We start from the raw sequence: 12,072 nt of genomic DNA, 5'->3' as shown, positions 1-12,072 counted from the left end.
CAGCCGAGGAGAGACGCCATGGCCTATCTGGCGAGCAATGAACGAGGACGCCCGGTCTTTCTCGAGCGCAGCCACTATTCGGGGGAGGGGCGGGCGCTTCCCGCCAATCCGCGCCGCAAGCGGCGGTTGGGACCGGGCAAGGAGATCCCCTTCGGGCTCCAGATCGGTCCGGCGCTGATGCTGCTGGCCTGGGTGGCGGGCTCGGGGCTGGGGCTCGTCGACCCGCGCATCTTGCCCGCGCCGTGGACCATTGTCGCGACATTCGGCGAGTTGATCGCCGATGGCCGGCTGCAATCCAATTTTGCAACGTCTGCGGTGCGGGCGCTGCTGGGGCTGGGCTTTGGCATCGTCATCGGGCTGGTGCTCGCCATTGCCTCAGGTCTGTCGCGAATTGGCGAAGCGCTGATCGACGGGCCGATCCAGATCAAGCGGGCCGTGCCGACCCTCGCCATGATCCCGCTGCTCATCCTCTGGCTGGGGCTGGGCGAGACGATGAAGGTGACCATCATCACGCTCGGGGTGATCGTGCCGATCTACATGCACACCCACAATGCGTTGCGGGCCATTGACGAGCGCTATGTCGAACTGGCCGAAACCCTGCGCATGAGCCAGCGCGACTTCCTCTTCCAGGTGGTGCTGCCCGGGGCCGTGCCGGGGTTCCTCCTGGGCCTGCGCTTCGCAGTGACGCTCTGCTGGGTGTCGCTGGTGGTGGTCGAACAGATCAATGCCACGAGCGGGCTGGGCTACATGATCGATCTCGCCCGCACCTATGGCCAGACGCGCATCATCATCGTCGGCCTCGTCGTCTACGCCCTGCTCGGTCTCACCTCGGACGCCATTGTCCGCCTGCTTGAAAGGAAGCTCCTCTCATGGCGCCGCACACTGTCGCACTGAATGCCGTGGAAGTGGAGGGCCTCACCCGCCGCTTCGGGACCACTACCATTCTCGAGAATGCTGACCTTACCATTGCGCGGGGCGAATTCGTCGCCCTGCTCGGCAAGAGCGGATCGGGCAAGAGCACATTCCTGCGGGCGCTCGCCGGGCTCGACCATGATGTGGAGGGCGAGGGGGAACTCCGCACGCCGGAAAAACTCTCCGTTGTGTTCCAGGACGCGCGGCTCCTGCCCTGGCGCAATGTCATCCAGAACGTGACCCTGGGCCTCAAGGGCGAGAGCATCGAAGCCGGAAAGCAGGCGCTGGCCGAAGTGGGGCTGGCGGGGCGCGAAGAGGCCTGGCCGATCCAGCTTTCGGGCGGTGAGCAGCAGCGCGTGGCGCTGGCCCGGTCCCTGGTGCGCGAACCGGCGCTGCTTCTCGCCGATGAACCCTTCGGCGCGCTCGACGCGCTGACCCGGCTCAAGATGCACGATCTGCTGCGGGCACTCTGCGCCCGGCACCGGCCGGCAGTGCTGCTGGTGACCCACGATGTCGACGAGGCCATTGCCCTGGCCGACCGCATCCTGGTGCTCGACCACGGCCGGTTCGTCGAAGATCTGCGCGTCGACCTCAAGGGGCGTCGCAATCCATCCACGCCGGGCTTCGGCGCTATTCGCACGCAATTGCTCTCCCGCCTCGGCGTCGATGCCGAAGGCCGGGATGCGGCCTGACCCAAGGGACAAATGAGATGAGTGACAAGAGACAGCTCAAGCTGGGCGCCTTCATCATGGCCACCGGGCACCATGTGTCCGCCTGGCGGCACCCCGATTCCCAGGCCGATGCCGGGCTCAATATCGACCATTACAAACAACTCGCCCAGACCGCCGAACGAGGAAAGTTCGACCTGGTCTTCGTGGCCGACAGCCCGGCCGGATGGGAGCGGGCCAAGGACCCGGAGGCCCTGCGCCGGTCCAGCCAGGGCGCCCATTTCGAGCCGGTCACGCTCTGGGCGGCGCTGTCGCAGGTGACCAGCCATATCGGCTTTGTCGCCACGGCCTCGACGACCTATGAAGACCCCTATCTCCTCGCGCGAAAGTTCGCCTCGCTCGACCATATCAGCAAGGGGCGCGCGGCCTGGAACGTGGTGACGACGGGCGCCGACGTGTCGGCCAATTTCTCCATTCCTGGGCATCCGGCCCATGCCGACCGCTATGAGCGGGCCGAGGAATTCGTCGATCTCGTGACCGGCCTCTGGGACAGCTACGAGGACGACGCCTTCATTCGCGACAAGGAGAGCGGGGTCTATCTCGACCCCGATAAGGTCCACCAGCTCAACCACAAGGGAAAATTCTTCTCTGTCAGCGGTCCGCTCAATGTCGGCCGACCGGTGCAGGGCCATCCCGTCGTGGTGCAGGCGGGCGCATCCGAGCCGGGGAGGGCGCTGGCGGCCCGCACCGCGGAAATGATCTTTACCGCCAACCAGACGCTCGAAGACGCGCAGGAATTTTACGCCGATGTGAAGGGGCGTCTCGCCCGCTATGGCCGCACGCCCGACCAGCTTCTCATCAGCCCGGGCATCTTCCCGGTTCTGGGCGGCACGGAGAAGGAGGCAGCCGAGAACTACGACTTCATCCAGTCGCTCATTCATCCCTCGATCGCCTGGACCATATTGCAGCGCCACTACAAGGGATTTGACCTCTCGGGTTATGACCTCGACGACCGCGCGCCGCCGCTGCCGCAGGATACCGAACTCAACAAGAGCCGCCTCAAACTCGTCACCGATCTTGTCGAGCGCAATAACCTGACGCTGCGCCAGCTCTATCTGGCCGTTGCCGGGGCGCGCGGGCATCGCACGGTGGTGGGCACGCCCGAGCAGATCGCCGACGCCATCGAAGTTTGGTTCGTCAACGGAGCGGCCGACGCCTTCAACATCATGCCGCCGATATTGCCCACTGGCCTCACCGACTTCGTCGATCAGGTGGTGCCGCTCCTGCAGCGGCGCGGGCTGTTCCGGACGGAGTATGAAGGCACGACGCTGCGTGACAATCTCGGCCTTGCCCGCCCCGTCAACCGTTTTGCGGCACAGCGCCAGGCCCGGGCGGCCGGATAAGACAACAAGGGACTTTTTTCTATGACTGAATACCGCAATCTCGGCGCCAGCGCTCTCAAAGTGTCGAGGCTATCGCTCGGGACCATGATGTTCGGGGGGCCGACCGACGAGGCCACTTCGCACCGGATCGTCGCCTCGGCACGCGAGCATGGCATCAATTTCATCGACACCGCCGACGTCTACAACAAGGGCGTGTCCGAGGAGATCGTGGGACGCGCCGTGGCGGACGACCGCGACGCCTGGGTGATCGCCACCAAATTCGTCAATGCGGCGGGCGATGGCCCCAATCGCGGCGGCTACTCGCGAAAATGGGTCTTCGAGGCGGTGGAGGCGAGCCTCCGCCGGCTTGGCACCGATTATATCGACATCCTCTATTTTCATCGCGCCATCTTCGACGCTCGGCCTGAAGAGCCGCTGCGCGCCATCGGCGATCTGATCAGGGCCGGAAAGCTGCGCTATTACGGCGTGTCCAATTTCCGGGGTTGGCGCATTGCCCAGATCGCCCATCTGGCCGACCAACTGGGCATCGACCGACCGATCGTCAGCCAGCCGCTCTACAATATCGTCAACCGCACGGCCGAGGTCGAGCAATTGCCGGCGGCGGCGGCCTATGGACTTGGCGTCGTCCCCTATAGCCCGCTCGCCCGGGGCGTGCTGACGGCCAAATATGTGCCGGGGGCGACGCCGGATGCCGACACACGGGCCGGACGCGGCGACAAGCGCATCGCCGAAACCGAGTGGCGCCCGGAATCGATCGAGGCGGCGCAAAAGCTTGCCGATTATCTCAAGCCGCGCGGCATTGCGCCGGCCGAGTTCGCGACCGCCTGGGTGCTCAACAATCCCTATGTGACCGCGGCCATTGCCGGTCCGAGAACCGAAGAGCAGTGGCAGAGCTATCTGCGGGCGCTCGAGGTCAGGCTGACGGCCGAGGACGAGGCCCTTATCGATGGCCTCGTGCCGCCCGGCCATGCCTCGACCCATGGCTTTACCGATCCCGGCCATCCGCTCGAAGGCCGCCCGAACCCCACCGATTTCCACCTCAACCGACGGATCACCTGATCCGACACAGGAGCAAGTCATGAGCCAGAACCCGGAATTTCTCTGGTACATCCCCAACCAGGCCGATGCGGGCCATCGCGGCGAGCCGGTGGATGCCGATCACAACAGCCTCGAAACGCTCACCGAACAGGCTCGCGCCCTTGAAGACCACGGCTGGGACGGGGCGCTGATCGGAACCGGCTGGGGGCGGCCGGACACGTTTACGCTCGCCACGGCGCTGACGGCGCAGACCAGGACCTTCGAGCCGCTCATCGCCATCCGCCCGGGTTATTGGCGTCCGGCCAATTTCGCCGCGGCGGCGGCAACGCTCGATCATCTTTCCAAGGGAAGAGTGCGCATCAACATCGTCTCGGGGCAGGACAATCTGGCCGCCTATGGGGACAGCGAAGGCGACCAGGCCCAGCGCTATGGGCGCACGAAGGAATTCATGCGGCTGGTGCGCCGGCTCTGGACCGAAGATAAGGTGAACTTTGCGGGCGAACATTTTTCGGTTGCGGACAGTACCGTCTCGCCGCGGCCGGTGGTGCGGGGCGAACGGCTGCATCCGCGGCTCTATTTCGGCGGGGCCTCGGAAGCGGCTGAAAAAGTGGCGGCGACCGAGGCCGATGTGCAGCTCTTCTGGGGTGAGCCGCTGGATGGCGTGGCCGAGCGCATCTATCGGCTGAAACGCCTCGGCCATGTGCTTGACCGCGACCTGCCCCCGCTGCAGTTCGGGCTGCGCATCACCACTTTTGTAAGAGACACCACCGAACAGGCATGGGCGGACGCCGAGGCAAAGCTGGCGCAAATGGCCAGGGGGCAGGCCGGCAATTGGCACGATCATCGTCGCGGACACGCGGTGGGCCAGCAGCGCCTGTTTGACCTGCAGGCGCGGGGCGATGTGCTCGATGACAATCTTTATACCGCGCCGGGCCGCTTTGGTGGGGGCGGGGCGGGCACCACCTGGCTCGTGGGCTCGGCCGAGGACGTGGCCAAAAGCCTGCGCAAATATCAGGCGCTGGGGATCGACCACTTCGTGCTCTCGGACACGCCCTATCTCGCCGAAATCAGACGGCAGGGCGACACGCTCCTGCCGCTGCTGCGGCCGGACAGCCTGCGGATCGATCCGTCTGCGATCAGCCCCGCGCTGACCGCTGCGCAATAGAGGCGAAACCGAAAAGCCCCGCACTTACGGGGCTTTTTTCAATCGTGCCGGCGTGTCCTAGGTGTCGGACGCCGAATTTGCCTTGGGTGGGCGGCCGGCCTTGAGCGGGGGCAGTTTGGCTGCATCTTCATCCGGCGGCACGAAAAGATCGGCAATGGGCACGTCCAGAGCCAGGGAAATCTTGTCGAGAATGCCGATCGACGGATTTTCGATTTTACGCTCGAGCCGACTGACATAGGTGCGGTCGATGCCGGCGATCTCGGCCAGACGGCCCTGCGAAATACCGCGGGCGATGCGCAATCGGCGCATGTTCCAACCAACGAGTTCCCGACTATCCATAATGCGATAAGGTCCGAATATTCTCCGGCACGCTATCGCATACCTCTGCGATCGGCAATTAATCGGCGGCCATATCCACCAATCTGTTTCCGTCGGCATGACTGGGCGCTGTGAGGAGGTGGTGCGCCGGGACGGCCAGTACACTGGCAAGCCGCGTCAGATCATCGAGGTCGATATCGGACGAACCCGACATGGCGGCCTCAAGCTTGGGGGAAGGCCATTCGAGGTCCCGTGCCAGCGCCGCGGTATCGATGCCGCGCTCGGCGCACAGCTTGCGCATGTTGCGCGACAGGATCTCTCGCGCCAGTTCTCTTGCCATTTTTTGGTCCCCCCGAGCCATTTACCGATTGATAATTAAGTCAATATCGGGCGCAATTTCAGAAATTAAGAGAAAATTAACTACCTCATATGGGGTAGGGGATGACGATGCCGCGCCGGTTCTGTTCGGCAAAAAGCCGCCCGCCGAGCAACAGGCCGGCGTGGCTGACGATTTCAAGCCCCAGCCCCGCCGCGCCGTGCAAGGCCGTGTCGTCGCCCGGAAACGCGTCCGACACGGATAGCGCGATGCCATCGCTGACGGCCTGCGCGGAAATTGTCACCGACGCCCCTGAGGGCGAAAGACGCAGGGCATTGTCGAGGTGGTTGGCCAAAACCTGGAAGAGCAGATCCTCGTCGGACCTGAAGTGGGTTTTGCCGCCCGCCCATGAAAGCGTGATGCCTTTGCGGCGCGCCACCGGGCCGTAGAGTGCTTCCAGCCGGCGGAACATCGCCTCTGCGGTGACGTCATTGATCTGCAGCACATGCTTGCCCGCATCCAGCCTTGCATAGGTCAGCGTCTTGGTGAGCAGTTCGGAGGCCAGCGCGCTCAAGACCCGCGCCTGCTCCAGCGGCGCTTCGGACGTGCTGCCGCTCAATTTCTGCTTGAGGCCGCCCAGCATGTGGTTGAGGGCTTCGATCGGCTGGCGCAGATCGTGGCCGATGGTGCGCACCAGATGGCGCTGCGTCTCATAGGCCTGCGCCAGATCCCGCGTGCGCTGCGTGACGATGTCTTCGAGCCCCTCGAGAGCCCTGGTCCGGTCCGAATTGGCCGCGCCGATCAGCAGGCCCGCGATGGAGGCGGTGAGCAGGAGGGGCGCCATGGTCATCATCTGCTCGGCATCGGCCAAGAGGAGGACGGCAAGGGGAGCCAGTAAATTGGTCAGGAAGACCGCCGTCACCGCATGCGAATAACCCCGGTTGAGGGCAAAGATCAGAATGGGAATGATGACCAGATCCCAGAAATTCGCCTGCACCCCGCTGGCCAGGGTGCAAGCCGAGAGCACGAGGGTGAGCGTTAGCGCCTGCACGGCCACGGCGCCTGCCTGCGGCCATTGCCAAGCGCCGGGTGACTGGCCAAGTCCTTTCATGAGCAGGGGTAACAGCAGCGGCGGCACGACGATGGCGCCGATGGCGTCGCCCAGCCACCAGGAGGGGGCGATTTTCAGCCCCTCGGCCAGTGACATGTTTCCGGCCAGCATGTGCAGGCCGATGCCGCTGACCGTAGCGATTGCAGCGGCCACGAGCGCGACGACAATAAACACCTGATTGTCGCGCAGCGAGAAGAAGGGGCGATCCACCCCAAAGCAGCGGGTGAGGACCATGGCGGCCCCGCCATAGACGATATAGAGCCTGATGCCGTGGACGACGGGCTCGTAATCGTTTGCGACATCCACGCCCAGGACCCAGCGCACGGCCGGAAAGGCAAGCAATAGATTGGCGACGAGCGGGGCGATCTTCATCCGGCGCGGCGCCACCATGACGATGGCGAGCGTCACGCCACTGGGAAGGAACCAGATGCTCGAATAGGTCCGGAAAAAAGTAAGCAGGTCCGACAGTCGAAAAGACGCGAGCCATATCGCTGCAAGGAGGATGGACCAAAGCGCCGGTTTGTATCTATTGATGGGAAAACTCAGTTTGGTCTATTCCTATGTCCGCACAGAGAATTCTGTTCATCGACGATCATCTGCTGTTCAGCGATGCGCTGCTCTTCCTGCTGCAATCGCTCGACAATACAATCGAATATCGCGCCGTTGGGACGGTCCAGGAAGGGCTGGATACCCTTGATGCAGAACGTTTTTCCCTGGTGATGGTAGATTATGCCATGCCTGGGATGAACGGTCTTGAGGCTCTCGCACTTTTTTCCGCACGATCCCCTGAAATTCCGGTCGCCATGCTTTCGGGAATTGCGGATGCGCACGCGGTCGCGCAGGCACTGGACCAAGGCGCTGCGGGTTGGCTGAGCAAGACCATGGGCGGCGAGGTGCTGCTGCATGCGCTCAAGCTGTTGATGGCGGGCCAGAGATTTGTTTCGCCTGAATTCTTGCGCACGCCCCTGCCGACGCCGCTGACCCGGCGGGAAAGTGACGTGGCTGACCTGATCGCGACCGGCTTGACCGACAAGGAGATCGCCGAGCGTCTCTCGCTGCAACTCGGCACGGTCAAGGTGCATGTCAAAAGCCTTCTGCGCAAATTCGGTGTCGGCAACCGCACGAAATTCGCTCTGATCTATCGCCGTAGCTGACGGCGGGACCGGCCTAGGCCGTACGCAGCCTGGTCACATTGCGGGTGAGGGCGGAGTTATTGAGGCATTTGGCCAGCTTGATGGCCTTGTAGAACTGCCCCTCGATCAGGAGCTGATTGAGGTCGGCCACGATTGCGTTGTTGTCCGGGTTTTCCGCGATGAGCGCCTGGACCAGCGAAAAATATTCGACGTGATGGGCCCGCATGTCGCCGGTCAGATACATCTGCTGGAGCACGTAGTGCAGGCGCCTGGCATTGGTATCGGCCTCATCCTCACGGATGTAGTCCTCGTCGCGCAAGACGGCGGCGTCGCCGCGCACGAACAGATGGGTAATGGATGTTCCCTGGGCGAAGACCTCGGCGCGACCAACAAAAAAGCTTTCGCCGGGCTTGAGGGTAATCTTGAGCGTCATCGGTTCACCTTGGGGTCAAAGACCGGGGGCGGTTGAACCGCCCCCGGGAGATGATTGTGCTTAACGCAGGAGCTGCAGCACGGCCTGGTCCTGCTGGCTGGCCATCGACAGTGCCGAAGACGACAGCTGCTGACGGGTCTGGAGGGCCAGGAGGTTTGCGGCTTCTTCGTTGGTGTCGGCCAAGGTCAGGTTCGCCGCGCCGGTTTCCAGCGTGTTGATCATGTTCTTGGTGAACGACTGGCGGTTCTCGACCGAAGACAGGTTCGAACCGAAAGACGAAGCCTGCGAGCGCAGTTCGGTCAGTGCCGAAGAGAGCTTGGCGAGGAAAGCGTCGATCGCCTCATCGGTATCCAGGTCTTCTGCAACCAGGCTATCGATGTTGAGGTTCGAAGCGTTGATGCCGCGAACATTGCCGTCCTTGTCCTTCGCCTGAATGTCGATGGACGAGGTGCCGCTCTCGTTGAAGGTGATCTTCAGCTTGTCGCCGCGCAGCAAATTGATGCCGTTGAACGACGCGTCATCGGAGAGCTTGTCGAGCTGGTCGCGCAGTTCGTTGAACTGCTTGGACAGGTTCGCACGGACCGTATTGCCTTCAACCTTGAGCGAGCTGACCGCACCGGCAGTATCAATGCCGATATCGAGAGCCTGAGTGGACAGGTTTTCGATACGCAGCTTGCCGTTGTCGTTCGATGCGCGGACCTTGCCGCTCATCTCGCGGTTAATCAGTTCGACGAACTTGTCGACCGTCTTGGTGGCATTCAGGCCGCTCTTTTCAGCAACGCCGGTGTCCACACCGTTGGTGCCGAACAAGGCAACGGCGTCGTCACCCGAGACGGCCAGGGTCTTGGCTTCTGCTTCCTTGGCGATGAAGGTCAGCTTGCCGGCATCATCGAACTGGGCCTCGACACCGAGAACACCCTGGTTCTTGAGCTGCTTGTTGACCTCGGCAACCGTGGCATCCTGCCAGTTCTTGATGTCGAGAGCGTTGACGCTGGAGCCAACACCACCCTTGACGCCAGCGACGGAAACATTGGCCGTCTTGCCGTCATAGGAAACGGTAAAAGTGTTCTTTTCCGCTTCCACGGACGCAACCGAAGCACCCTGAGCAGCGGGGGTCTCCTGAACGCCTTTCACTTCAGCCTGAACTGCAGTGCCGTTGGTCGCATCGACGCCGTCAGCATTGCCACCGACAATGCCATGCGGCTGGGCTTCAACACCGTCGATGCTGACCATGGTTGCCGCAGGCATGCCGAGCACGCTGTTGGGACCACCGCTCAGCTCGACGGTGAAGTTCTTGCCATCGGCGCGGCTGAACGTCAGAGCGCCGGTATCGGCATCGACTGCCATCTCGAAGCCATCAGCCTCGAGGGCTGTCGCCATCGCCGTAAGCTGGTCAGTTGTGTTGTCGAACTCGTAGTCCACCTCTTCGCCATCATCGGTGCGCAGCGTGATGGTCTGGTTGTCGAGAGTGGACATGTCCAGGGCGGCGTCATTGAAATCGACGCCGTCGAGTACGACGGTTGCAGGGACGACTTCGACACCCTGCTGGCTCGACGCGACGGAAGCTGCGGTTGCGGCCCCTTCGGTCTTGGCAGTCATTGTGATGGTGAAGTCGTCGGCAACGACGATGTCGTATTTGCCCGAGAGGACGGCGTTGTCCGCGAAGGCCTGGCGGACATCGGCGACCTGCATGGCCGAGGTGATGGTGATTTCTTCATCATCGATCGTCAGCGTCTGGTCGGAATCGACCGTGGCGTTGGCGATTGCGGTGGTGCCGGCTTCTGCTTCAACCGCGGCGTTGCCGCCGACAATGCCAGCGGCTTGGGTCGTCACGCCGTTGGTCGAGGCCTTGGTGGTGCCGCCCATACCAAAAGCAGCGCCTGAACCGCCGGTGATGGTCACGGTGAAGTTGGCTTCCCCGGCGCTGACGATGGACAGGCCGCCGGCCCCGCTAGTCACCGTGTACTTGCCACCAGTTTCAAGCGCGGTCTTCAGGTCGGCAAAGGTATTGCCGTTGCTGATCGTGTGCGACACGGCGCCCGTGCCATCATCGATGGAGATGGCGACGCCGCTATAGGCGTTCAGGTCGGCCAGAGCGCCCAAGTCTACGCCGCCTGCCCCGGTGATCGATGCGTCGTTACCGGTCACTTCAGCCTGATCGGACGTTACGGTCAGCGCCGCGCCGCCAACTTCCTTACCGGTCAGCGTGACATTGAGATCGGCATCGACCTCAACGTCGTAGTCGTCACCAATGATATCTTCAAAGGCCAGCTTGATCGCGGCGGCATCCATGCCGGCGGTCAGAACCACCGGGTCGTCATAGTCGCCGACTTCCAGTTCCTGGTCGTTCAGCAGATCGCCCGAACCATCAACCTGCAGCTGGAAGGTGGTTTCGGCAGAGGTGCCGACGCCAGCGGAGGCGATCTGGAAGGTCGTGACGGCCTTGGTGGCGGGCACCTCGGCAGAATAGGTCGCGACACCGGTCACTTCGGGCGGAGCGCCGCCCCACTGGGTGCTCGTGAGCGTGATCTGCTTGCTGGTGGTGTCGAAATCGACCTTGTAGCCACCGTCCTTTTCGCCGGCCTTCAGATTGGCGACGAAGGTGTCGAAGCTGACGCCGGTCTCGACCGTGTTGTCGCCCACTGTGATGCTGGTGGTGACGGCCGAGTAGTTGAAGGTCGTCTTGCCCATCGTGGCTGCGCCCACGCCGGTCGACGGATCGCTGTCGGGGTCGAAGTCGACGGAAGCGGCGGCGGCCGAGGTGTTGACGGATTCAATGATGATCTTGCCATCATTGTCGCCGGTGCCGAGGCTGACCACGAACTGGCCAGCTACGGCGCTGTCGTCAAGGGCAGTGCGGATATTGGCGGCAACGTCTTCTGCGGTGATTGCCGCGTCGGCATTGGTATTGGCAACAGTGACGTCGATGCCTGCAACCTTGAACACGTCGCCGGCCGAGAAGGCACCCGGGGTGAGGCTGATGACGGAACGAGCGCCGGCGCCGGTTGTCCCGGCAGTCGAGGACTGCGGGCCGAGGAAGGCCGAGGTGCCGGTGGTCGTGATCTTGGCCTGCTTGCCGGGCTGTGCTGCCGTGGCAAGGCTGAGTTCACTGACGCTGTCGCTGAACTGGCCGCCACCAAGCTTGAGAACCGTGTTGTCGTTCACTTCGAACGACTGGGTCTGGAACGACTTGTCCTGGCGAGCCTGACGCAGGGTCGACTGCATGGATTCGAGGTTCTTGGTCAGCGCGGTGATGCCGTTGTTGGCAGCCTCGATGACCTTGATGCCCGACGCCATGGAATCGAGCAGATTGCTCATGTCGGCGGCGCGGCTGTTGAGGGCCGAAGCGGTGAAGAAGTTGGACGGGTTGTCCAGCGCAGAGTTCACCTTGTTGCCGGTGGCAAGACGGTTCTGCGTCTTGTTCATCATTTCGGCGGTGTTCTGGAGGCTCAGAAGGTTCGCGCGAACGGCCTTCGAGAGAGAAATATCGGAACCCATGTGTGGTGCTTTCCTTCCTGGAAAAATCAAGCAACGGAGCTTCGCCGTGCTTAATGAGGATGGTGCACCTACAATTA

11 protein-coding genes are annotated in these 12,072 nt (G+C 62.8%); 6 read left to right on the top strand and 5 right to left on the bottom strand.

From position 1 onward, the window contains the following. Positions 1-18: 18 nt before the first annotated feature. Genes N0P34_RS18170 through N0P34_RS18150 form a run of 5 tightly spaced genes read left to right on the top strand, consistent with a single transcriptional unit; the run spans position 19 to position 5,186 of the window. Complete coding sequence (locus tag N0P34_RS18170) at positions 19-894, top strand: ABC transporter permease (protein ID WP_275604621.1); 876 nt, start codon at positions 19-21, stop codon at positions 892-894. After that, complete coding sequence (locus N0P34_RS18165) at positions 870-1,604, top strand: ABC transporter ATP-binding protein (RefSeq protein WP_275604620.1); 735 nt, start codon at positions 870-872, stop codon at positions 1,602-1,604. Before N0P34_RS18170 ends, N0P34_RS18165 begins: the two co-directional genes overlap by 25 nt. A 17-nt stretch (positions 1,605-1,621) precedes the next feature. Next, positions 1,622-2,983, top strand: a complete 1,362-nt coding sequence (locus N0P34_RS18160) for an LLM class flavin-dependent oxidoreductase (RefSeq protein WP_275604619.1) — start codon at positions 1,622-1,624, stop codon at positions 2,981-2,983. Positions 2,984-3,004: 21 nt separating this feature from the next. Next, positions 3,005-4,042: an aldo/keto reductase gene (locus N0P34_RS18155; protein WP_275604618.1), complete on the top strand. Its 1,038-nt coding sequence runs from the start codon at positions 3,005-3,007 to the stop codon at positions 4,040-4,042. Positions 4,043-4,061: 19 nt separating this feature from the next. Further along, positions 4,062-5,186, top strand: a complete 1,125-nt coding sequence (locus N0P34_RS18150; RefSeq protein ID WP_275604617.1) for an LLM class flavin-dependent oxidoreductase — start codon at positions 4,062-4,064, stop codon at positions 5,184-5,186. 57 nt (positions 5,187-5,243) lie between these two features. On the opposite strand, the gene N0P34_RS18145 is transcribed toward N0P34_RS18150, so the two are convergent. The 3 genes from N0P34_RS18145 to N0P34_RS18135 all read right to left on the bottom strand — a co-directional run bounded on the left by N0P34_RS18145 (position 5,244) and on the right by N0P34_RS18135 (position 7,435). Next, positions 5,244-5,495, bottom strand: a complete 252-nt coding sequence (locus tag N0P34_RS18145; RefSeq protein WP_275604616.1) for a helix-turn-helix transcriptional regulator — start codon at positions 5,493-5,495, stop codon at positions 5,244-5,246. A gap of 88 nt (positions 5,496-5,583) precedes the next feature. Next, positions 5,584-5,844 carry a helix-turn-helix domain-containing protein gene (locus N0P34_RS18140; protein ID WP_275604615.1) on the bottom strand — a complete coding sequence of 87 codons (261 nt, stop codon included), beginning with the start codon at positions 5,842-5,844 and terminating at the stop codon, positions 5,584-5,586. Between the two features lie 85 nt (positions 5,845-5,929). Then, a complete protein-coding gene (locus N0P34_RS18135) occupies positions 5,930-7,435 on the bottom strand; it encodes an MASE1 domain-containing protein (RefSeq protein ID WP_275607023.1) in 1,506 nt (501 codons plus the stop codon). Between the two features lie 56 nt (positions 7,436-7,491). Between N0P34_RS18135 and N0P34_RS18130 the strand changes: the two genes are divergently transcribed. Further along, positions 7,492-8,085, top strand: a complete 594-nt coding sequence (locus tag N0P34_RS18130) for a response regulator transcription factor (protein WP_275604614.1) — start codon at positions 7,492-7,494, stop codon at positions 8,083-8,085. Positions 8,086-8,098: 13 nt separating this feature from the next. Here the strand turns inward: N0P34_RS18130 and N0P34_RS18125 are convergent, their stop codons facing one another. Beyond that, positions 8,099-8,497, bottom strand: coding sequence for a flagellar biosynthesis repressor FlbT (locus N0P34_RS18125; RefSeq protein ID WP_275604613.1), 399 nt, complete (start codon positions 8,495-8,497; stop codon positions 8,099-8,101). Positions 8,498-8,557: 60 nt separating this feature from the next. Next, positions 8,558-11,995, bottom strand: coding sequence for a flagellin (locus tag N0P34_RS18120; protein ID WP_275604612.1), 3,438 nt, complete (start codon positions 11,993-11,995; stop codon positions 8,558-8,560). Positions 11,996-12,072: the final 77 nt, after the last annotated feature.

Origin of the sequence: Devosia sp. FJ2-5-3 (assembly GCF_029201545.1) — a bacterium.
Lineage (GTDB): Bacteria > Pseudomonadota > Alphaproteobacteria > Rhizobiales > Devosiaceae > Devosia.
This window is presented reverse-complemented; position numbering and strand designations above follow the sequence as displayed.

Excerpts from the sequence above, each read along its gene's own strand:
- N0P34_RS18150 (WP_275604617.1), top strand. The coding sequence starts at position 4,062 with ATGAGCCAGAACCCGGAATTTCTCTGGTACATCCCCAACCAGGCCGAT.
- N0P34_RS18140 (WP_275604615.1), bottom strand. The coding sequence starts at position 5,844 with ATGGCAAGAGAACTGGCGCGAGAGATCCTGTCGCGCAACATGCGCAAG.
- N0P34_RS18155 (WP_275604618.1), top strand. The coding sequence starts at position 3,005 with ATGACTGAATACCGCAATCTCGGCGCCAGCGCTCTCAAAGTGTCGAGG.
- N0P34_RS18145 (WP_275604616.1), bottom strand. The coding sequence starts at position 5,495 with ATGCGCCGATTGCGCATCGCCCGCGGTATTTCGCAGGGCCGTCTGGCC.
- N0P34_RS18130 (WP_275604614.1), top strand. The coding sequence starts at position 7,492 with ATGTCCGCACAGAGAATTCTGTTCATCGACGATCATCTGCTGTTCAGC.
- N0P34_RS18165 (WP_275604620.1), top strand. The coding sequence starts at position 870 with ATGGCGCCGCACACTGTCGCACTGAATGCCGTGGAAGTGGAGGGCCTC.
- N0P34_RS18160 (WP_275604619.1), top strand. The coding sequence starts at position 1,622 with ATGAGTGACAAGAGACAGCTCAAGCTGGGCGCCTTCATCATGGCCACC.
- N0P34_RS18120 (WP_275604612.1), bottom strand. The coding sequence starts at position 11,995 with ATGGGTTCCGATATTTCTCTCTCGAAGGCCGTTCGCGCGAACCTTCTG.
- N0P34_RS18125 (WP_275604613.1), bottom strand. The coding sequence starts at position 8,497 with ATGACGCTCAAGATTACCCTCAAGCCCGGCGAAAGCTTTTTTGTTGGT.
- N0P34_RS18170 (WP_275604621.1), top strand. The coding sequence starts at position 19 with ATGGCCTATCTGGCGAGCAATGAACGAGGACGCCCGGTCTTTCTCGAG.